The sequence below is a fragment of the Magnetovibrio blakemorei genome (genome assembly GCF_001746755.1).
Taxonomy (GTDB): domain Bacteria; phylum Pseudomonadota; class Alphaproteobacteria; order Rhodospirillales; family Magnetovibrionaceae; genus Magnetovibrio; species Magnetovibrio blakemorei.
Genome location: NZ_MCGG01000007.1, coordinates 17,953 through 36,346 on the forward strand (window position 1 = coordinate 17,953; position 18,394 = coordinate 36,346).

Here is an 18,394-nt window from a genome sequence, read left to right on the forward strand (position 1 = left end):
GGATCAAGAGCATGGCCGATACAAACTTCGACATCATCGTCGTCGGTGGCGGACCGGGCGGCTACGTGGCCGCCATTCGCGCCGCGCAATTGAAGATGAAGGTGGCGCTGGTGGAAGCCAACCATTTGGGCGGCATTTGCCTGAACTGGGGCTGTATTCCGACCAAGGCGCTGCTGCGCTCAAGTGAAATTTATCACAACATGCAGCACGCCAAAAACTATGGCCTGAGTGCGGACGGCATCGGTTTTGATCTGGACGCCATCGTGCAGCGGTCGCGCAAAATCTCCAAGCAACTCAACAACGGCGTCGGCCATTTGCTCAAAAAAAACAAAGTCACCGTGTTTGACGGCTATGGCACGCTGAACGGTGCGGGCAAACTGCACGTGGAAAAAGACGGCAAAACGGTTGCCGATTTAACGTCTAAACACATCATCCTCGCCACCGGAGCGCGGGCGCGCATCTTGCCGGGCATGGAACCGGACGGCCAGTTGATCTGGTATTACAAAGACGCTTTGGTGCCCAACGTTGTGCCCAAACGTTTGTTGGTGATCGGCTCCGGCGCCATCGGCATCGAATTCGCCAGCTTCTTTCACACCATGGGCTCAAAAACCACGGTGGTGGAAATGGTTGACCGGGTGGTTCCGGCGGAAGACGCGGAAATCTCGGCGTTTTTGCAAAAGTCCTTGGTCAAAGACGGCATGGAGATTTTGACCTCTGCGGGCGTAAAAGCGCTGAAAAAGGGCAAAGACAGCGTCACCGCGACCTTGGAATTTGGCGGTAAAACGGAGACCCGCGAATTTGACCGCGTCATCGTGGCGGCGGGCATCGTCGGCAACGTCGAAAAATTGGGCCTGGAAGGCACCAAGGTCAAAGTGGACCGCACCCACATCGTCGTTAATGAATGGTTGGAAACGGGTGAGCCCGGCGTCTACGCCATTGGCGACGTCGCGGGCGCACCGTGGCTGGCCCACAAGGCCTCTCACGAAGGCGTGCTGTGCGTGGAAAAGATCGCAGGCACCAAAGGCCTGCACCCCATCAACCCGGACCGCATTCCGGGCTGCACCTACTGCCGTCCGCAAATCGCCTCGGTCGGCCTGACCGAAGCCCAAGCCAAAGAGCGCGGCCTCAAAGTCAAAGTCGGCCGCTTCCCCTTCCAAGGCAACGGCAAAGCCATCGCCTTGGGCGAACCCGATGGCCTGATCAAAGTGCTGTTCGACGACAAAACCGGCGAACTGCTGGGCGCCCACATGATCGGCGCCGAGGTCACCGAACTGATCCAAGGCTACGGCATCGCCATGGAGCTGGAAACCACCGAAGCGGAACTGATGCACACGGTCTTCGCCCACCCCACGCTTTCGGAAATGATGCACGAAAGCGTGCTGGATGCGTACGGCCGGGCGGTGCATTTCTAACGGCTAAAGAGTGCGTCCACACCGCTGGATCGTCACGGCATTAAACGGGTGCGCGCAACAACTGCTGAGGTCTGGTTGTGGAGTTAAGTAAACTGCCAGCGTAACCGCACCGTAACTGCTGTTGCCGGACCACCATAGGGTACGGCTGATGACAAAGCGCGGTTGTTGGGGGCATAATGGAAGACGAATTAAAAAAACATATCCGCAAGGCCGTTGAAATCAAAACATCTGGTAGATGGGCTGAGCTCGATCAAAAAATTTGCCAGTTGGCTGATAATCATAACGGGCATGAAACGTGGCAGATTAAAGTGCTTCGCTCGTTGTGCTTCAGAAACTTCTCTGAATACCTTGCTCTCAAAAAGGCATATGAGGATTTTGGATCGGAGCCATCGCTGCTTGCGTGGCGCGCCAGAAATCTTCTCGAAATATCCGTTTGGTCACTTTATTGCGCCCGGAATAGAGAAAATACTCGGATTTTTTTTGAAGATTCTGGGCGGGATATCATCGGTATACCTAATGAGTTTATAAAGTGGGGAAAGATCACCTCGAAGGATGATGATTGGCTGAAGCACATTGAAAGCGTAAAGCAGGATATCTCTACGCGGTTCGCTTCAGAGGGAATTGAATCTTTAGATGGCTCATACAAACAGGTTCGTAGTGCAGCGTCAGAGTGTGGTTTTGAGGATGGTTTTAATGTCTTTTACAAACTGTTTTCGAAATTTGCCCATCCAACAGCGATGCTGATTATGGCTGATACTGAACTGGAAAAAGAAAAATTGCAGAAGAATATGTTTTTTAGTCACGGTTGCATGTTTTTCGTCGGAGCTTTTACAGAGCTGGAGAAGGCGCTGTCAGTGCTGGATGAGCATCCTGCGTAACGCCGTCTTTTTGGATTGCGATGACGAGGGAAAAGAGCGTCATTGCGAGGAGCAACGCGACGAAACGATCCAGGCTGCTTTAAAAGAATACGAAAATGACCCCAACCATCCGCCCCCTCAAAACCACCGACGAATCCGCGTGGCGGGCGTTGTGGGCTGGGTATTTGGACTTTTATGAGAACCCGGATTTGGATCCTAAAATCACGGACAACACCTGGGCGATGCTGGCTGGGGAGCGCGGAGATGTGTTTGGCTTGGTGGCGGAGTTGGACGGTCGGGTCGTTGGCATTGTCAACAGCATCGTGCACGCCAACACTTTGATCGATAAGCCGATTTGTTATTTGGAGGACTTGTTTGTTTCTCCCGACGTGCGCGGGCAGGGGGCCGGGCGGGCGTTGATTGAGGGCGTTGTTGCGCGGGCCGAGCAAGAGGGTTGGGGCCAAGTTTATTGGCGCACGGCCACCAACAACCCGGCGCGGGTGTTGTACGATCAAGTTGGCGAAGTTATCGACTTTGTGACCTATGTGCGAAAACTGGGTGTGCAGACCGTTTAAAGCGCTTGACTCATCGTATCATTTCTATATATCTAGAAATATGGATAAATCAGAAACCATCGCGGCCCTCGCGGCCTTGGCGCACGACACCCGTTTGGACGTGTTTCGTTTGCTGATCAAAGCCGGACCAGACGGTTTGGCGGTCGGGCGCATCGGGGACGCCTTGAACGTACCGCCCGCCACGCTCAATCACCATCTGGCGCAGCTCAAGCAAGCGGGGCTGGTGCTGTGCGTGCGCGACGGGCGCAAATTGATCCACCGTGCGGACTACGCGCGGATGGAGGGGATGATGAGTTATCTGATGGAAAATTGCTGCACGGGCAGTGCTTGCGCCCCAACTTCTCACTCAAACGAGGCCTGACATGAGCGAACACACTTCTCAAGACCATACCGTGCGCACAACCGTGCGGGAAAACTACGCCAAAATCGCCGAAAGCGGTGGCAATTCTGGCTGTTGTGGACCGACGACGGGCGGCGGCAGCAGTTGCTGCGGCCCGGCGGATGATGCGGAAATCCCCAGCGCCGAACAGATGAGTGCCTTTTTCGGCTACAGCGCTCAGGAAATGGCTTTGGTGCCCGAAGGCGCAAATTTGGGTCTCGGTTGCGGCAACCCCCAAGCCATCGCCGCCATGAAAGCGGGCGAGGTGGTGATCGATTTGGGTTCAGGTGCCGGATTTGATGCGTTTTTGGCGGCGGGTAAAGTGGGTTCAGGCGGGCGCGTTATCGGCATCGATATGACCCACGAAATGCTCAATAAAGCCCGCAGCAATGCCGAAAAGGGTGGTTATAACAACGTTGAGTTCCGCCTTGGCGAAATCGAATACCTGCCCATAGCTGACAATACGGCCGACGTCATTATTTCCAACTGCGTCATCAATTTATCGCCCAACAAGCCCCAGGTGCTTTCTGAGGCCTTCCGCGTGCTGAAGCCAGGCGGCCGTTTGGCGATTTCCGATGTGGTCGCCACCGCGCCGTTCCCCGACGATTTTAAAGATGACGACCATCTGCTGTCGGGCTGCGTCACCGGGGCCAGTCTGGTGAGTGAGATGCAAACGTGGCTGGAGGCTGCGGGCTTCACAAAAGTGTTGATTGATATCAAGGAAGAAAGCCGCGAAGGTATCGCAGACTGGGCGCCGGGGCGAGGCGTCGAAAACTACGTGGTGTCGGCGATTATTACGGGCGTCAAACCGGGTGGATGCTGCGGCGGGGGAACGTGTTGAGTGCGGACTGTTGACGCAAAGCTTATGAGGCTATAGTCAGTTCTTATGGAACCAGAAATAAAACAAAAACACCGCCATCCGGAAAAGCGCAATCTTCCGGACAAGCCCAGCCCGCGCAAACCAGCGTGGATACGGGTGAAGGCCCCGACGTCGAAAGAATACGGCGAAACCCGGCGGTTGATGCGTGAAAAGAACCTCCACACCGTGTGTGAAGAGGCGGCGTGCCCCAACATCGGGGAATGCTGGTCCGCCAAGCATGCGACCGTGATGATTTTGGGCGAAATTTGCACCCGCGCGTGCGCCTTTTGCAACGTCACCACGGGCAAGCCGAATGCGTTGGATGTGATGGAGCCGGAAAACACCGGCATCGCGGCTCGTGAAATGGGCTTGAAGCACATGGTCATCACGTCCGTCGACCGGGATGATTTGGCGGACGGCGGGGCGGAGCAGTTCGCCCGTTCGATCCAAAAGGTCCACGAACTGTCGCCGGGCACCACCGTCGAAGTGCTGACCCCTGACTTTCGCCACAAAGATGGTGCGTTGGAAATCGTCATCGCCGCGCGTCCCGACGTGTTTAACCACAATTTGGAAACCGTGCCGGGGCTGTATCCGCAAATCCGTCCGGGGGCCCGGTATTTTCATTCCCTGCGCTTGTTGGACCGGGCCAAGGAAATCGACCCGCTGGTGTTCACCAAGTCGGGCCTGATGGTGGGCTTGGGCGAAACCCGCGAACAGGTTTTGCAGGTGATGGACGACATGCGCTCCGCCAACATCGATTTTTTGACCATCGGCCAATACTTGCAGCCGACCCCCAAGCACGTCGCCGTGGACCGCTTTGTGACGCCCGAAGAGTTTGACGAATACAAACGGGTCGCGCTGTCCAAGGGCTTTTTGCATGTGGCGTCCACGCCCATGACCCGGTCGAGCTATCACGCCGACAAAGACTTCACGGCGCTTAAAGCCGCCAGAACCGCCCAGTTAGAGGCCGCCTTGGCCAAGCAAAAGGGCTAAGCATGGCGTCTTATAGTGAAACACGACGCCTCGAGGGCTTGAGCGCCGAGCAGATGTTCGATTTGGTGCTGGACGTCGCCAAGTACCCGGAATTCCTGCCCTGGTGTGTGGCTACCCGAGTGAAATCTAGGTCCGAGACCGAAATGGTCGCCGACATGGCGGTGGGCTTTAAGATGCTGCGGGAAAAATACACCTCGCACGTCCATTGGGACCGACCTCATCACATCCACATCAAAGACGCGGGCGGACCGTTCAAGTTTTTGGAAACGGATTGGCTGTTTCGAGATACCGAAGGTGGCTGTGAAATCGATTTCCGCATCGATTTTGAATTCAGATCAGCGCTTTTGGAAAGCGTCATGGGGCGCATCTTCACCGAAGCCGCACACAAAATGATGGCGGCCTTCGTTACCCGCGCCAAAGATATATATTTAATTTAATATCAACCTTCTACCGCGCAACAATTCAGAAGTAACTTTAACCCGCTTTCGACCGCTTGGATACGCACGCGGTCTCGGTCGCCTTTGAAAACATGGCGCTCATGGCGGGTCGCAAAGCCTTTGCGGGCACACGCGATGTGCACCAGACCGACGGGCTTTTCCGCGCTGCCGCCGCCGGGGCCGGCGATGCCGGTGACCGACAGGCTCAAATCAGCGTTAGAATGGGCCAGGGCCCCTTCGGCCATGTCACGGGCGACTTCTTCGCTGACCGCACCGACGGTGTCGAACAAAGGTGCCGGAACGCCCAGCATCTGGGTTTTGGCTTCATTGGTGTAGGTGACAAATCCGCGTTCAAACACACTTGATGATCCCGCGACCGAGGTGATGCACCCACTGATCAGGCCACCGGTGCACGATTCAGCCACCGTCAGCTTGAGATTGGCTTCTTTGCAGGCTTCCAACAGGTCTTCGGCCATTACGTAGAGAATTTCGGGGAACATGGTCACAGCCCCCATCCGGTAACATACGTTTCCCCATACACCATCAGCAGGGCCAAAACGGCCAAGCCCACAAGGCCCGCCAACACATCGTCGATCATCACCCCCCAAGCCCCGCCAATGGTCCGGTCTGCCCACGATATGGGCCAGGGTTTAAAGACGTCGAAGAGGCGAAACAAAACAAACCCGATGGCGTAAGCGACCGGGTCCAAGGGGGCTGCCAGCAACACAATCCACATCCCGACCACTTCGTCGATAACAATCGCGCCGGGATCGTGGTCCCCGCTTTTGTCCATGTAAACCTTGCTGGCCCATAGTCCGACCAGAAAAATCACTAAGGTGGCAACGCCCAGCGCGTACAGTCCGCCGATTTTCACCAACACCCAGGCAAACGGTAGCGCCCCCAACGAGCCCCACGTGCCCGGTGCCTTGGGCAGATAACCCGCCCCAAACCAGGTGGCCAGCAAAACGCCAGGGTGTTCCAGACTCGGCCGCACGTGAGGAGCTCTGGGAGCAAGACCAGACGGGGATTCGGGCGTGGGCGTGGGTTCTTGGGTAAACTTAATCATCGCAAAACCTCGATCCGTTTCTCAATATTGTTGCCAACGGAGGCGCTGAGCGTGAGCACAGATTAACCTCTTGGGAGACAGGCACAAGGACAGAGTTGTAAGTTTACAATGATTTTAAAGTATTGCCGCAGGCCCAGATTGAAGGAGCAACCCTCTGAAATGAAAGTTATTTTTCGCACTCTGCACAGATTGTGGCCGCGTAAAAAAAACACCTGAACAAGCCGAATTCGCTTGCCACTCCTGGTCTGGACAGATACGTTTTTACTGCGTCATAGGACTTGATCATCACAAGCGCTGTTTTTCGCTTTGTGAAATGGATTTATGCAGCAGCGGGGGTGCCTCCCGAATACAAGAATATTAACACTCGGTCATTGCCGAGAGGGTTGTTTTTGTGTTTTTAGGTCAAACAGAAAGGCGTGTGCCTATTCGGTGCGCAAAGGGAAACAAAAGTGAATGACTGACGATCGTCAGAAAAGCTTTAAGACGGGGCCGCATTCCTTTTCTGCGTCATCTGCGTTCGCGTCGGCCAAACGCTGGGCCGATGACCGCCTTGCTCTGGTTTTTCCTTACAAACAAATCGTCTATCGTTCACACGGCAAAGCTTCTTGCCTGAATCTGACCTCCCGCCTGCAAGGTTCTATTGCAGGCGTTTTGTTAATTGTTGCAGGTTGGGTTGCGTTTACATCGGGCAGCATGCTCAACCATGATCTTGAATTGACCGCCAAAGACGCGCAAATCGCCAATGTCCGGGTGGCCTATCGCTCTTTGCTGGGCGAAGTCGCGGATTATCAAAAACGTTTTTCCAGCGTTGTGAACAATTTGGAAACCAATCATGAGATGATGTTGGAGTTGGCAGGGCAGAACTCGCGCCTGCAAAAAGACCTCAAGTCTTTAAGCTCGTCGCGTAAAGAACGTGCCGAAGTCGAGCAAACCCGCATCACCATGACCGAACATCTCGATAGCGTTGAAAGCCAGATGCAGTCCTTGGCACAACGCAATTTCTCTCTTAAAGACGACATGTCCACCATCGAAACGGATTTGCAGGATGCTTTGACCCAGCGCAACACTGCGCTGATGGAAAGCACGCAGATGCGTCGCGACATCAAGGTTCTGGAAAACAAACTGGTGAACCTTGAAGAAAAGGAAAACACCACCGTCGAGCGTTTGACCACCCAGGCGGAAATGTTCATCACCAGTATGGAGCTTCTGATTGAAACGGCTGGACTGGACGTCGACGATTTGATGGCCGGTGATGATGCCTTGGTGGCGGGGCAAGGCGGACCGTTTATCGCCTTGCAAGGCGATGGTCGTCCCGCGGGTCGCTTGAAAGCGAAATTGCAGAACCTTGAAAACCGCTTGGCCTATTCCGATAGCTTGCAATCCGTGGTCAAGAAAATGCCTTTTGCGGTGCCGCTTCAAGGCTTTTACATGACGTCAAAATTTGGTAAACGTCGTGACCCGGTGAACCACAAGTGGTCCATGCATTATGGCTTGGACTTTGGGTCTTCGCCGCATGCGGCGGTGTATGTGACAGCCCCTGGTAAGGTCACGTATGCGGGCTGGAAGGGCAGTTTCGGCAAAATGGTCGAGGTTGACCACGGGGCGGGGATTAAGACCCGTTATGGTCACATGAGCAAAGTCACAGTTAAAACGGGACAAATGATCAATTTCGGGGATAAGGTCGGCGTGATCGGTAACACCGGTCGCAGCACAGGCAAACACGTTCATTATGAAATTTTGTTCCGCGACAAGGCCCTCGATCCCATGAAATTTATCAAGGCAGGACGTTATGTTTTCAAAGAATAAAAAAACCCAACAGGCTTCCAATGCCCAACCCCGTTCGGTTCCGTCCATCATCAGTGCGGATTTAAAGATCGTCGGCGATCTGTCCAGCACCGGTGAAATTCAAATTGACGGTGAAGTGACCGGTGACATCCGTTCCAAGGTCTTGCTGGTCGGGGAAACGGCGTCTGTGCGCGGTGAAATCCGCGCAGAAACGGTACGTGTGCACGGTCATGTGAACGGCCAAATTAAGGCCACCTATGTCAATTTGGCCAAGTCCGCGCACGTGGTTGGTGACATCTTGCATGAAAACTTGTCGATCCAGGAAGGGGCGTTCTTGGAAGGTCACATCACGCATATGAGTGAGCAACAGGTTCGCGATTCAGCCGTTCACCCGATCGATGCCTCAAAACCTGCTGAAGACCGGGTGAATTTGGTGGTTAAGGGCGGCAGTGCAACGCAGCAAAAGCCGCAAGCTCAGAACGTCCAGAAAACTGAGGCTGTTAAGGTAGAAGCAACGGCGGCCGACGGCGACGACAAGTCCAAACCCGCAGATCCGCTAGCCAAAGCGGCAACCGCCGGATAAATCATCCTCTTTTGGTTCTAAAGCTCATTTCCGCGTGAGCATGACCGCGCGTCAGCGCGTGTCTTGTTGCGCCAAGCGTTGAGCGCCATCCTGAGAAGGGGCGTCCTGGGCCGTCTGGGTTGCGCGGTAGACGCCTAAGTTTTCCAGAACCCGTTGCACATAGTTGCGCGTTTCCGAATACGGAATCATTTCCACCCAATCGATGATATCGACCTCGGCGTTGCGAGGATCGCCAAAGCTACGCATCCAGGTCTTCACCCGGTGTGGCCCGGCGTTGTAGGCGGCCAGCGCCATCGGGTACGAGCCCTTGAACTGCTCAACCATGTCGGCCAAATAAACTTGGCCAATGATCAAATTGTAGTGGGGATCGTTGAGCAGTTTGTCGCGGGAATAGGGGATGCGATTGTCTTTGGCGACTTTTTGGGCGGTCGCGGGCATCACCTGCATCAATCCCCGCGCTCCGGCATGGCTTTGGGCCTCCGCATAAAAGGCGCTTTCTTGACGAATCACGGCCAACACCAAGGGGGTCTCGACGGTGTTCCCGCTTTTGGGTTGGGGGGGCGTCAGGCGTGGATAGCCCAAGGCACCCAAAGGAACGCCGGCCTGTTCCGATTCCTTGGCGATTTTTACCGCCAGATCGGGACGTCCATGGGTGCTGGCGAACGCGGCGGCCAAATGCTTCCACCCTGGCGTGTCGCTGCTGTCAGCCAACCCCAACACCAAGGTGCGCATGCGATCTTGCAAGCCCAATTGGGACAACACGACCACGGCTTTGCTGATGGGGTGGGCGGTGAAATTGGCGGTATCGGTTTTGGTCGGGCTGGGCAGGGACAACGGCCCGGTGATGGACTGACCCAGGCGCGCCCGCGCCAACTGCCCGTAATAGGTGGTGGAAAACTCTGCAGCGCGGTTCAACATGGTTTGGGCTTGCTGCTTTTGCCCCAGATCGCTGGCGGCACGGGCCGACCAATAGGCCCCACGGGCGACGCTGATGGGGTAGCTGACGGCGTTCAGCATGTTGTTGAAATGCTTTTTCGCGCTGGTTGGGTCTTTCAAAAAACGCAACGCAATCCAGCCCGATATCCATTCGGCATCCGAATACTCGGCGGCATCGTCAGGGCTCAGGCCGTGCTGGCTGGTGATGGCGTAAGCGCTTTTCGGCTGGTTGTCTTGCAACATGTTCCGGGCGACGATGGCGCGCTCTTTCCACCATTTGTCGGGCCGAATAGGGTCGCCGTGGATATCCTTGAACATCTCCGCCGCTTCGTCGGAACGGCCTTTGCGTCGCCGCCAGCGCAATCGTTCATAGACCAACCCCGGATCATTGGCCAATTCAGGGGCTGATTTGATCACATCGGCGATGGCTTTGTCGACGTTGCCTTTTCTTTGTTGCAGCGACAAGCGGGCGACGGCCAACTTTCGGGTTTTTTTGTCGACCTTCCACATTTGGCGTTGGGCGGGCCAAGCGCGCTCTTCCCAAATGAGACGATCCAGACGGTCCAAATCGTCTTGGTCGGTGATGAATTCTCTATACTGGCGATAAACGTGGTCTTCTTCGCTTTTGGTGAAGTTTCCAGCAACCCAGATGGCGCGGATGTCTTTGATGGCCTGAGGCTTTGCCACTTTATTTTTGCCCGCCAAGCTCAGCTGGGCTTCGGCCTTGCGCAATTTGCCCAAGGTCGATACCGGACCGCCCATGGTCTTGAACCAGTCCAGGGTTTCTGTCGCGCTCAGACTGGACGGCATGGTTTCTTCGGCGCGTTTGAGCATGGCGTCGCGCTGTGGCCAGCCTTGGTATTGCACCAAAAAGGGTTTGAGATCCTTAAACGTCGCGGGCGTATTGGCCGCCGTTAAATAGCTCCACACCAAGGCCCGCACCAGATCAGGGTTTTTAAGCAGACGAATGAGCTTCAGCGCGTCCTTGAAACGGTTGCGATCGATGGCGGTGAAGACCGCTTGAACGGTTTTGGCGTCTGCGCTGATGGCTTTCTCGGCAAATGCCGACTGCGGTGCGGCCGCGAACAGCAGCCCCACAAGACAAAGCACCGCCCACCCCCCCAGTTTGCGGGGGAACGCGAACGACCTCATAGATGATCCCTGGACGTGCACACTTGATCCGTTCATGATCTTAACAAACGTGAAACGTGGCGCAGGGTACGCGCAATGTAGAGGTTGCTCAAGGGGGGCGCTGAGGACCTACCAAAATCCTTTTGCAAGTGACGCTTGCCCCTCATCATCAGAGGCGTTAAGTTCGCCGACTTATTTTGACCAACCCTATGCGCCCTCAGGAGTCCTTCACATGTACAAGGGATCTTTCGTTGCCCTCCTCACCCCGTTCCAAGATGGAATCGTGGATGAAAAAGCTTACCAATCGTTTGTCGATTGGCAGGTTAAACAGGGGACTGATGGCGTGATTCCGTGTGGCACCACGGGCGAATCGCCAACCTTGACGCACGCCGAGCATCGCCGCGTGACGGAAATGTGCATCGAAGTCACGGCTGGCCGGATTCCGGTGATGGCGGGGGCGGGGTCAAACTCAACCGCCGAAGCGGTGGCTCTGGCAGTCCATGCCGAACAGGCTGGGGCCAATTCCGTATTGGTGGTGACGCCGTATTACAACAAGCCCACCCAGGCGGGCTTGTATGCACACTTTAAAGCCGTCAACGATGCGGTGGGCATTCCCATCTTCATCTACAACATTCCGGGCCGCTCCGTGGTGGATATGTCGCTTGAGACCATGAAGCGTTTGTCTGAGTTGCCCAATATTGCGGGGGTTAAGGATGCCACCGGTGATGTGGCGCGGCCGGTTGCCTACGCCAAAGCCTTAGGTCCTGATTTTTGCCAAATGTCCGGCGAAGACGCCACCGCCATTCCGTACCTGGCGGCGGGCGGTCACGGTTGCATTTCGGTGACTGCGAACATTGCGCCCGCGCTGTGTGCCGAACAGCACGCGGCTTGGGCCGCAGGCAATGTGGCGCGGGCCATGGAAATCCAGCAAATGCTGATTCCCGTACACCAATCCATGTTCTGCGAAAGCAGCCCCGGTCCGGTCAAGTACGCGGCTCAACTGATGGGCCTGTGCAGCGCCGAAATGCGCTTGCCGCTGTGTGAAATTGCCGACAGCTCCAAGATTCAAGTCGAAAATGCGATCCGCACCCTCGGCCTGATCAACTAGGGGTGACTGCAGGGCGCCATGGCGACAAAAAAGAAAAAAAAGGGCATCGACGGTGTAATCGTCGCGCAAAACCGTAAGGCGCGTCACGATTATTTCATCGAAGACACCTATGAGGCCGGCATCATGCTGGTGGGCTCAGAGGTGAAATCGTTGCGTCGCGGCTCGTCTTCCATCGGCGAAGCGTATGCGGTTGAAAAAGAGGGAGAACTCTTCCTCGTCAATGCCTATATCCCTGAGTACGCAGCTGCGGCTCAATACAACGGTCACGAACCCAAGCGCGAACGCAAGCTGTTGCTGCACCGCCGACAGATTGACCGTTTGATGGCCAGCATTCAGCGCGATGGTTACACCGTTGTGCCCTTGAGTATCTTTTTCAACCCGCGCGGCATCGCCAAGGTTGAACTGGGACTGGGCAAAGGCAAAAACAAAGGCGACAAGCGTCAGTCCAGCAAAGACCGGGACTGGAAACGCGACAAAGCCCGTTTGTTGAGCCATAACCAGCGGGAAACGTAACCAAAAGCGGGGGTGCGCCGAATTTATTCTGAGAGGAAAGCATGCCCGACAACACCCCCGACGACACACAAGACACCCCGCCAAAAGGCCTGACCGGCGATCGAGACGGCACGCTATTGGGTTCCATCAAGAAAAAATTGGTGGCCACCAAAGAACAATGGGCGCGTGACGGGCGCGGCATGAGCCAGCCGTCCGATGCCAAACCGAAACCCGAAAAACCCCGCTTGCCCCCCGGCCAACGCTTGACCCAAGATTTCCCGGTGCTCGATCTCGGCATTCAGCCGCCGATTGATCCCAAAGATTGGCGATTGACGGTGTCGGGGCTGGTGGACAACCCCATCGATTGGGGGTGGCAGGATTTTCAAGACCAACCCCATGAGACCTTCATCACCGACATCCATTGTGTGACCACCTGGTCGCGCTATGACAACACTTGGCAGGGGGTGTCGGGCAAGCACTTTTTGTCCGTCGTTAAGCCTCAAGCGGCGGCCAAGCATATGGTGTTCCATTCGCATGACGGCTACACCACCAATGTGCCCATAGAGGCCTTTGCCGACGACGAAGTGATCATCGCTCACACCTGGAACGGCGAGCCCATCAGTCGTGCGCACGGCGGGCCCATCCGCCCCATCATTCCCAAGCTGTATTTGTGGAAAAGCGCCAAATGGGTGAAGCACATCACTTTCTTGGACAAAGACGCACCCGGTTTTTGGGAAGTGCGCGGCTATCACAACGAAGCCGATCCGTGGAAGGAAGAGCGTTATGGGTAACGTCATGACGAAGTTGTTCGCCGCCGTATTGGCGGTGTTTGTGGGAACGCCGTCGTTGGCCGTTGCGGCCACGGCGTTTGATTTCAGCTTCACGTCAATTGAGGGCGAAGACTTACCGCTGGCCCAATACCGGGGCAAGGCCGTGTTGGTGGTCAATACCGCGTCCTTGTGCGGCTTCACCCCCCAGTACGAAGGCTTGCAAGCGCTGTGGGAAACCTATGGCGATAAGGGCTTGGTGGTGTTGGGGGTGCCGTCGAATGATTTTGGCGGCCAAGAGCCGGGTTCCAGCCGCGAAATCAAAGATTTTTGCGCCACCAATTACCTTGTGACGTTTCCACTGGCTGATAAAGAAGTGGTCAGCGGCTCAGACGCACACCCATTTTATAAATGGGCGCGGGCTGAACTGGGTGTGCTGGCCGCGCCCAAATGGAACTTTCACAAATACCTGATCGCTCCCGACGGTCGCTTGGTGGACTGGTTTTCCACCACCACAAAACCGGGCAGCCCCAAAATAGCCAAAGCTGTAGAGGCCGTGTTGCCGTAATTATTCATAGATCTCGCATGTCGCCACGCATAATTTGGGGTCGTTTTGGCAGTCGATTTTTTGTCGGTCGGCGGTTTCGCAGGAGCCTTTGACGCGCAGATTGAAGGTTACGCCGTTATCATAGCCGCACCGTGCGACGCAACGCCCTGATTTGAGGTCACACTTGGTTTCGACGTTGATGATTTTTGACGCTTTGATGGTGTCGACCGGCTGCGTGCATTGGATATAGGAGAGATATTCCTTATCGGCGCTCATGGCGGCCCACAGCGCTTTGTTTTTACCTTTGGCAAATTTTTCATACGGGGTGCATTCACCCTGTTTTTCCAACATGGGCGAGCACGTTTCGCGGTACAGGTTCTTTATATCCGTCTCGCTTGGGCAGTCACCGAGCATTTGTGCCGCGCTGAGGCTTGGGCAGGTTACGGGGAACGAGTTGCCCGCCTGTGCAGGTGTTGCAAGAAATCCCAAACTCATCAATGCACAAAGGCCGATCAGTTTGAAAAGAGATAAAGAGCGGCTTTTTTTCATGGTTGTGTCCCGTATACTATTTGCCAGATCCATCAGATGAAGAGTGTTATCTTAGAGGGGAAAATGCGCCTTGCCCATGGTCAAGGCCAAAACGGTAAAATGAGCTATGCATTAGGTCGTACCATTGATATCTCATGAGCGAGTAGCTAGATTACATATCATTGAGATAATTAGATAAGGTTCCGTTCGTGGCTAAAATTCTTGTGATAGACGATGATCAAAGCATCTTGGATTTCATCCAATCGTGTTTGGAAGATGAAGATGAATACGAGGTGGTCACCGCATTGGACGGAGAGCGCGGTCTGGTCGAATGTGAGAGATCGTCCTTCGATCTTATCTTAACGGATATCTTTATGCCGTTTCGTGATGGTTTGGATATCATCCGTGAAGTTTCCAAGATGTATCCCAAGACCAAAACCATCGCCATGACCAGCCATTACGGCGTCGGACACACGGATTATCTGAAAGCCGCAGAAGTCATTGGCGCGGATCTGAATCTGCGCAAACCGTTTTCCTGTGCAGATTTAATGGCAGCGTTCGAACAACTTCAAATTTCTTAAAAGTTAATTGGGGGGGCGGCGAAAAAACGCTCGTATAAGGCGGAGTTTCTCTTGCCGTGGGCGCGTTGTCGCCGTAAAATTGCTGCGTTGCACAATTTTTAAATGTGTATATCAAAGCCCTACCTAAAAAGGACCTCCCTGTTTATGAGCACGCCTAAAAAACAACTTCTTCACCTGGTCTTCGGCGGTCATGTGAAAGACCCCCAGGGGGTCGAATTTGACAATCTCAGCAAGCTCGATATCGTTGGCATTTACCCCAACAATGCTGAAGCCCTGGACGCATGGCGTTCAAAATCCCACGCCAACGTTGACGACGCCAACGTGAAGTATGTGGTGGTGCACCTGCATCGTATGCTCGACGATCCCGAGCACGAAGACGAATAACGCCCTTTAAGCAGCCCCACGAAGTTTATGACTCGTGGGGCTCTTTGTCGTGTTGTTCTGGGTCGTGTTGCTCTGGGGCGTGTAGTTCTGGGTCGTGTTGCTTTGGCGGCTCATCATCCGTTTTGCGTTTTTTACCCGCCAGTTTTTTATCTTCAAGGGCCTTTTGCGCCGCCGTTAAGGCCTTGAGGGCCCTTGGCGTGCCGTAATCGATGCGGTTTTGCTGTGCGCGTTCGTCTTTTAAGGCGCGGACTTTGGTTTTGCGAAACCGGTTTAAGTTAACGATATCGGCCATTTATGTCCTTAGGAGCCCTTAAGAACGCGGTTCCGTGTTCAGCAAATAAACCGCCGCTTCGGCGTAATTGGTGAAGTGCGGGTAGGCGGGGAAATCATCCAAAACGGCTTGCGGGCTGCGGAAAAAGGCGCTGACGTGGGCGGCTTGAATCATCCCCGTGTCGTTGTAGCTGTCACCCATGGCGGCGGTCACAAAGTTTAGTGCTTTCAAGGCATTGACCGATTTTGTTTTGTGATCTGTGGTGCGCAGGCGATAACCGGAAATGCGCCCGTCATCCGTCACGTCCAGGTAGTGACAAAACAGTGTCGGCAGCCCCAATTGTTCCATCAACGGCTTGGCGAAGTCGTAAAAGGTGTCTGACAAGATGATGACCTGAGCTTGAGCGCGCAGTTCATCCAAAAAGTCCTTGGCCCCGTCCATCGGTCCCATGGCGGCGATGACGTCGCGGATCAGGTCCAGCTTGATGCCGTGTTCATCCAAGATTTTGAGGCGGTGACGCATCAACTGGTCATAATCTTTGATGTCGCGGGTGGTGAGACGCAGATCCTCGATCCCGGTTTTGTCGGCAACGCCGAGCCAAATCTCGGGGACCAAAACCCCCTCCATATCCAAACAAATGACGCGCATAAAAACCTCAAAACTCGGAATCGGTTAAAACAAGCGCTGATGGTAGCAAACGCGGGCGCGGGCGCAATGCTCAAATGGGGTTCAAATGGATAAAGCGCGAAACACATCGTGAAACATGGCTTCGGTCAACCGTCCGGTGTTGGTGTTGTAACGCGAACAGTGATAGCTGTCGGTCAAAATCAGACCGCCGCCCACATCATGCTGAGCGCAGTGGGCGAATTTAAAGGCAGACAGTTTGTGCCCCAAAGCCTTGAGCACCGCGTCATGGGCAACACTGCCCAAGGCAATGAGCGCCTTTAAGTTGGGCATCGCCTGAATTTCGGCCCGCAAAAAAGAATTGCACGTGGTGACTTCTGCGCCGATCACCTTGTTTTGCGGTGGCACGCAGCGCACCGCATTGGTGATGCGGCACTTTGTCAATTCGAGACCGTCGTCTCGGCTGGCCCCATAGGTCCCTTGACCAAGCCCGAACTTCAGCACCGTGGGATACAAAAGATCACCGGCATAATCGCCCGTAAAAGGCCGCGCCGTGCGGTTGGCCCCTTTCAGTCCGGGGGCCAGTCCGACAATCAGCAAGGCGGCGGAGAGGGGGCCGAAGCTGGGCACCGGGGCATTGTGGAAATCTCCATAAGCCGCCCGATTGGCGGCGCGAAACTCCACCAATCGGGGGCATAGGGAACAATCGGGTGCGGGAACGTTAAGCTCGGACATCGCCAAAGCGATCAGATCAACTTGGAGAAGTCGCCGGGGGTTTTCGGTGCATCGTCGTCTCGGTCCAGATCGTCGGCCATGTTGCCGTTCAGGTCGGGCTGCTCGTGAGCCACCGCTGAGTTGGGATGCACGTAGTCTTCACGCGGTGCCCGCATCGGGCGGTCGCCGCCGCGACCAATGCTTTTTTGCAAATCGACCAATTCGATAAAGTGATCGGCTTGACGGCGCAATTCATCGGCCACCATGGGCGGTTGCGATTTGACCGTGCTGACCACGGAGCAGCGCAGCCCTTTGCGTTGAATGGCTTCGATCAAGCGGCGGAAGTCGCCGTCACCGGAAAACAGCACCACATGGTCAAGGTTTTCCGCCATTTCCATCACGTCAATGGCCAGCTCGATATCCATGTTGCCTTTGATTTTGCGTCGCCCGGCGCTGTCGGTGAATTCCTTGGTCGGCTTTGTGACCATGGTGTAGCCGTTGTAATCCAACCAATCGACCAGCGGGCGCAAGGGGGAATATTCGGCGTCGTCCATCAACGCGGTGTAATAAAAGGCCCGCACCAGATGACCCTTGGCGGCGAAATGTTCCAGCAAGCGTTTGTAGTCGATGTCAAAATCAAGAGCCCGCGCGGCGGCGTAAAGGTTGGAGCCGTCAATAAACAAACCAATGCGTTCCTGGGGGTAAAAAATCATATGAATCAATCCTTTATGGTATCAAAAAAACGAAATATATCCGAAATATGGAAGATGGCTTATAGGTAGGCTTGGTGAGGTAAGCGTGCAAGGCATTTTAGGATGATTTTGATTGGGATCGGGGCAAACTTGCCATCGGAACGTTTTGGCAGCCCCGTTGCGACCGTCGAAGCCGCTGTGATGGCCCTGGCGGAGCGGCCTGAGGTAAAGGTTTTGCGCCGTTCACGCTGGTTTGAAAGCGCCCCGGTGCCGATGAGCGATCAGCCTTGGTACGTCAACGGGGCGTGCATTGTCGAAACGCGTCTGGACGCGCCCGCGCTGTTGGCCGTGTTGCATGCCATTGAAGCCGATTTCGGTCGGGTGCGCGGTGAAAAAAATGCTCCGCGGGTGCTGGACTTGGATTTGCTGGCTTATGACGACTTCGTCAGCACCGACTCTGACCCGTTTTGCGTGCCTCATCCACGCCTGCATGAACGCGCGTTTGTGTTGTTGCCGTTGCGTGATTTGGTGCCGGGCTGGTCGCATCCGACGACTTTACAGTCCCTGGACGCGTTGATCGCGGCCTTGTCCAGCGAACAGATTGCCCGCCCTCTCGAAGATCCTCATACCCCCGAAGACAGCGATTTTGATGAGGATTGGGACTAGGTTTAGC

General features: G+C 55.1%; 24 protein-coding genes. 16 read left to right on the forward strand and 8 right to left on the reverse strand.

Translation table 11 applies throughout. The features are described from left to right. The first annotated feature begins 11 nt into the window (after positions 1–11). The 7 genes from lpdA (at position 12) to BEN30_RS01400 (ending at position 5,512) form a co-directional block, all read left to right on the forward strand. Positions 12–1,412 carry a dihydrolipoyl dehydrogenase gene (lpdA, locus tag BEN30_RS01370; protein WP_069956548.1) on the forward strand — a complete coding sequence of 467 codons (1,401 nt, stop codon included), beginning with the start codon at positions 12–14 and terminating at the stop codon, positions 1,410–1,412. 176 nt (positions 1,413–1,588) lie between these two features. Then, positions 1,589–2,290: a DUF5677 domain-containing protein gene (locus tag BEN30_RS01375; protein WP_069956549.1), complete on the forward strand. Its 702-nt coding sequence runs from the start codon at positions 1,589–1,591 to the stop codon at positions 2,288–2,290. Between the two features lie 95 nt (positions 2,291–2,385). Further along, positions 2,386–2,844 (forward strand): GNAT family N-acetyltransferase, encoded by a 459-nt coding sequence (locus tag BEN30_RS01380; RefSeq protein WP_069956550.1) that lies wholly within the window; start codon positions 2,386–2,388, stop codon positions 2,842–2,844. A gap of 40 nt (positions 2,845–2,884) precedes the next feature. Continuing rightward, positions 2,885–3,205: an ArsR/SmtB family transcription factor gene (locus BEN30_RS01385; protein ID WP_069956551.1), complete on the forward strand. Its 321-nt coding sequence runs from the start codon at positions 2,885–2,887 to the stop codon at positions 3,203–3,205. A 1-nt stretch (position 3,206) separates the two neighbouring features. Beyond that, positions 3,207–4,064: an arsenite methyltransferase gene (gene arsM, locus BEN30_RS01390; protein ID WP_069956552.1), complete on the forward strand. Its 858-nt coding sequence runs from the start codon at positions 3,207–3,209 to the stop codon at positions 4,062–4,064. Positions 4,065–4,109: 45 nt separating this feature from the next. Then, complete coding sequence (lipA, locus tag BEN30_RS01395; protein WP_069956553.1) at positions 4,110–5,075, forward strand: lipoyl synthase; 966 nt, start codon at positions 4,110–4,112, stop codon at positions 5,073–5,075. A gap of 2 nt (positions 5,076–5,077) precedes the next feature. Next, positions 5,078–5,512 carry a type II toxin-antitoxin system RatA family toxin gene (locus BEN30_RS01400; RefSeq protein ID WP_069956554.1) on the forward strand — a complete coding sequence of 145 codons (435 nt, stop codon included), beginning with the start codon at positions 5,078–5,080 and terminating at the stop codon, positions 5,510–5,512. Between the two features lie 2 nt (positions 5,513–5,514). On the opposite strand, the gene BEN30_RS01405 is transcribed toward BEN30_RS01400, so the two are convergent. Together BEN30_RS01405 and BEN30_RS01410 are read right to left on the reverse strand one after the other, a co-directional pair. Continuing rightward, positions 5,515–6,012, reverse strand: coding sequence for a CinA family protein (locus BEN30_RS01405; RefSeq protein ID WP_069956591.1), 498 nt, complete (start codon positions 6,010–6,012; stop codon positions 5,515–5,517). 2 nt (positions 6,013–6,014) lie between these two features. Then, complete coding sequence (locus BEN30_RS01410) at positions 6,015–6,578, reverse strand: phosphatidylglycerophosphatase A family protein (RefSeq protein ID WP_084004894.1); 564 nt, start codon at positions 6,576–6,578, stop codon at positions 6,015–6,017. Between the two features lie 453 nt (positions 6,579–7,031). Between BEN30_RS01410 and BEN30_RS18920 the strand changes: the two genes are divergently transcribed. Together BEN30_RS18920 and BEN30_RS01420 are read left to right on the forward strand one after the other, a co-directional pair. Further along, positions 7,032–8,384, forward strand: a complete 1,353-nt coding sequence (locus BEN30_RS18920; protein WP_069956555.1) for a M23 family metallopeptidase — start codon at positions 7,032–7,034, stop codon at positions 8,382–8,384. Next, positions 8,368–8,946 carry a bactofilin family protein gene (locus BEN30_RS01420; protein ID WP_069956556.1) on the forward strand — a complete coding sequence of 193 codons (579 nt, stop codon included), beginning with the start codon at positions 8,368–8,370 and terminating at the stop codon, positions 8,944–8,946. Before BEN30_RS18920 ends, BEN30_RS01420 begins: the two co-directional genes overlap by 17 nt. Before the next feature lie 51 nt (positions 8,947–8,997). Here BEN30_RS01420 and BEN30_RS01425 read toward each other — a convergent pair whose 3' ends face one another. After that, positions 8,998–11,034: a lytic transglycosylase domain-containing protein gene (locus tag BEN30_RS01425; protein WP_069956557.1), complete on the reverse strand. Its 2,037-nt coding sequence runs from the start codon at positions 11,032–11,034 to the stop codon at positions 8,998–9,000. Between the two features lie 211 nt (positions 11,035–11,245). On the opposite strand from BEN30_RS01425, the gene dapA reads away from it, so the two are divergent. From dapA to BEN30_RS01445, 4 genes are read left to right on the forward strand one after another with little or no spacing between them, the layout of a single operon-like run. Then, positions 11,246–12,121: a 4-hydroxy-tetrahydrodipicolinate synthase gene (dapA, locus tag BEN30_RS01430; RefSeq protein WP_069956558.1), complete on the forward strand. Its 876-nt coding sequence runs from the start codon at positions 11,246–11,248 to the stop codon at positions 12,119–12,121. A gap of 18 nt (positions 12,122–12,139) precedes the next feature. Further along, on the forward strand, positions 12,140–12,634 hold the full coding sequence (gene smpB, locus BEN30_RS01435) for an SsrA-binding protein SmpB (protein ID WP_069956559.1): 495 nt from the start codon (positions 12,140–12,142) through the stop codon (positions 12,632–12,634). 41 nt (positions 12,635–12,675) lie between these two features. Next, positions 12,676–13,404 carry a sulfite oxidase-like oxidoreductase gene (locus BEN30_RS01440; protein ID WP_084004896.1) on the forward strand — a complete coding sequence of 243 codons (729 nt, stop codon included), beginning with the start codon at positions 12,676–12,678 and terminating at the stop codon, positions 13,402–13,404. Beyond that, positions 13,397–13,948: a glutathione peroxidase gene (locus tag BEN30_RS01445; RefSeq protein ID WP_069956560.1), complete on the forward strand. Its 552-nt coding sequence runs from the start codon at positions 13,397–13,399 to the stop codon at positions 13,946–13,948. Before BEN30_RS01440 ends, BEN30_RS01445 begins: the two co-directional genes overlap by 8 nt. On the opposite strand, the gene BEN30_RS18220 is transcribed toward BEN30_RS01445, so the two are convergent. Further along, positions 13,949–14,476 (reverse strand): hypothetical protein, encoded by a 528-nt coding sequence (locus tag BEN30_RS18220; protein WP_139134792.1) that lies wholly within the window; start codon positions 14,474–14,476, stop codon positions 13,949–13,951. Positions 14,477–14,664: 188 nt separating this feature from the next. On the opposite strand from BEN30_RS18220, the gene BEN30_RS01460 reads away from it, so the two are divergent. Both BEN30_RS01460 and BEN30_RS01465 read left to right on the forward strand, forming a co-directional pair. After that, complete coding sequence (locus BEN30_RS01460; protein WP_069956563.1) at positions 14,665–15,036, forward strand: response regulator; 372 nt, start codon at positions 14,665–14,667, stop codon at positions 15,034–15,036. A gap of 144 nt (positions 15,037–15,180) precedes the next feature. Continuing rightward, the gene (locus tag BEN30_RS01465; protein ID WP_069956564.1) at positions 15,181–15,420 is read left to right on the forward strand and encodes a DUF4170 domain-containing protein; all 240 of its coding nucleotides are present in this window, start codon (positions 15,181–15,183) and stop codon (positions 15,418–15,420) included. 25 nt (positions 15,421–15,445) lie between these two features. On the opposite strand, the gene BEN30_RS01470 is transcribed toward BEN30_RS01465, so the two are convergent. The 4 genes from BEN30_RS01470 to BEN30_RS01485 form a co-directional block, all read right to left on the reverse strand. After that, the gene (locus BEN30_RS01470) at positions 15,446–15,712 is read right to left on the reverse strand and encodes a DUF4169 family protein (protein WP_069956565.1); all 267 of its coding nucleotides are present in this window, start codon (positions 15,710–15,712) and stop codon (positions 15,446–15,448) included. Between the two features lie 18 nt (positions 15,713–15,730). Next, positions 15,731–16,339 (reverse strand): bifunctional phosphoserine phosphatase/homoserine phosphotransferase ThrH, encoded by a 609-nt coding sequence (gene thrH / locus BEN30_RS01475; protein ID WP_069956566.1) that lies wholly within the window; start codon positions 16,337–16,339, stop codon positions 15,731–15,733. Positions 16,340–16,420: 81 nt separating this feature from the next. Further along, positions 16,421–17,050, reverse strand: a complete 630-nt coding sequence (locus BEN30_RS01480) for a uracil-DNA glycosylase (RefSeq protein ID WP_069956567.1) — start codon at positions 17,048–17,050, stop codon at positions 16,421–16,423. Between the two features lie 11 nt (positions 17,051–17,061). Beyond that, positions 17,062–17,742 carry a LabA-like NYN domain-containing protein gene (locus BEN30_RS01485; protein ID WP_084004897.1) on the reverse strand — a complete coding sequence of 227 codons (681 nt, stop codon included), beginning with the start codon at positions 17,740–17,742 and terminating at the stop codon, positions 17,062–17,064. 102 nt (positions 17,743–17,844) lie between these two features. Between BEN30_RS01485 and folK the strand changes: the two genes are divergently transcribed. Further along, positions 17,845–18,387 carry a 2-amino-4-hydroxy-6-hydroxymethyldihydropteridine diphosphokinase gene (gene folK / locus BEN30_RS01490; protein WP_069956568.1) on the forward strand — a complete coding sequence of 181 codons (543 nt, stop codon included), beginning with the start codon at positions 17,845–17,847 and terminating at the stop codon, positions 18,385–18,387. Positions 18,388–18,394: the final 7 nt, after the last annotated feature.

Excerpts from the sequence above, each read along its gene's own strand:
- lpdA (WP_069956548.1), top strand. The coding sequence starts at position 12 with ATGGCCGATACAAACTTCGACATCATCGTCGTCGGTGGCGGACCGGGC.
- BEN30_RS01375 (WP_069956549.1), top strand. The coding sequence starts at position 1,589 with ATGGAAGACGAATTAAAAAAACATATCCGCAAGGCCGTTGAAATCAAA.
- BEN30_RS01380 (WP_069956550.1), top strand. The coding sequence starts at position 2,386 with ATGACCCCAACCATCCGCCCCCTCAAAACCACCGACGAATCCGCGTGG.
- BEN30_RS01385 (WP_069956551.1), top strand. The coding sequence starts at position 2,885 with ATGGATAAATCAGAAACCATCGCGGCCCTCGCGGCCTTGGCGCACGAC.
- arsM (WP_069956552.1), top strand. The coding sequence starts at position 3,207 with ATGAGCGAACACACTTCTCAAGACCATACCGTGCGCACAACCGTGCGG.
- lipA (WP_069956553.1), top strand. The coding sequence starts at position 4,110 with ATGGAACCAGAAATAAAACAAAAACACCGCCATCCGGAAAAGCGCAAT.
- BEN30_RS01400 (WP_069956554.1), top strand. The coding sequence starts at position 5,078 with ATGGCGTCTTATAGTGAAACACGACGCCTCGAGGGCTTGAGCGCCGAG.
- BEN30_RS01405 (WP_069956591.1), bottom strand. The coding sequence starts at position 6,012 with ATGTTCCCCGAAATTCTCTACGTAATGGCCGAAGACCTGTTGGAAGCC.
- BEN30_RS01410 (WP_084004894.1), bottom strand. The coding sequence starts at position 6,578 with ATGATTAAGTTTACCCAAGAACCCACGCCCACGCCCGAATCCCCGTCT.
- BEN30_RS18920 (WP_069956555.1), top strand. The coding sequence starts at position 7,032 with ATGACTGACGATCGTCAGAAAAGCTTTAAGACGGGGCCGCATTCCTTT.
- BEN30_RS01420 (WP_069956556.1), top strand. The coding sequence starts at position 8,368 with ATGTTTTCAAAGAATAAAAAAACCCAACAGGCTTCCAATGCCCAACCC.
- BEN30_RS01425 (WP_069956557.1), bottom strand. The coding sequence starts at position 11,034 with ATGAGGTCGTTCGCGTTCCCCCGCAAACTGGGGGGGTGGGCGGTGCTT.
- dapA (WP_069956558.1), top strand. The coding sequence starts at position 11,246 with ATGTACAAGGGATCTTTCGTTGCCCTCCTCACCCCGTTCCAAGATGGA.
- smpB (WP_069956559.1), top strand. The coding sequence starts at position 12,140 with ATGGCGACAAAAAAGAAAAAAAAGGGCATCGACGGTGTAATCGTCGCG.
- BEN30_RS01440 (WP_084004896.1), top strand. The coding sequence starts at position 12,676 with ATGCCCGACAACACCCCCGACGACACACAAGACACCCCGCCAAAAGGC.
- BEN30_RS01445 (WP_069956560.1), top strand. The coding sequence starts at position 13,397 with ATGGGTAACGTCATGACGAAGTTGTTCGCCGCCGTATTGGCGGTGTTT.
- BEN30_RS18220 (WP_139134792.1), bottom strand. The coding sequence starts at position 14,476 with ATGAAAAAAAGCCGCTCTTTATCTCTTTTCAAACTGATCGGCCTTTGT.
- BEN30_RS01465 (WP_069956564.1), top strand. The coding sequence starts at position 15,181 with ATGAGCACGCCTAAAAAACAACTTCTTCACCTGGTCTTCGGCGGTCAT.
- BEN30_RS01470 (WP_069956565.1), bottom strand. The coding sequence starts at position 15,712 with ATGGCCGATATCGTTAACTTAAACCGGTTTCGCAAAACCAAAGTCCGC.
- thrH (WP_069956566.1), bottom strand. The coding sequence starts at position 16,339 with ATGCGCGTCATTTGTTTGGATATGGAGGGGGTTTTGGTCCCCGAGATT.
- BEN30_RS01480 (WP_069956567.1), bottom strand. The coding sequence starts at position 17,050 with ATGTCCGAGCTTAACGTTCCCGCACCCGATTGTTCCCTATGCCCCCGA.
- BEN30_RS01485 (WP_084004897.1), bottom strand. The coding sequence starts at position 17,742 with ATGATTTTTTACCCCCAGGAACGCATTGGTTTGTTTATTGACGGCTCC.
- folK (WP_069956568.1), top strand. The coding sequence starts at position 17,845 with ATGATTTTGATTGGGATCGGGGCAAACTTGCCATCGGAACGTTTTGGC.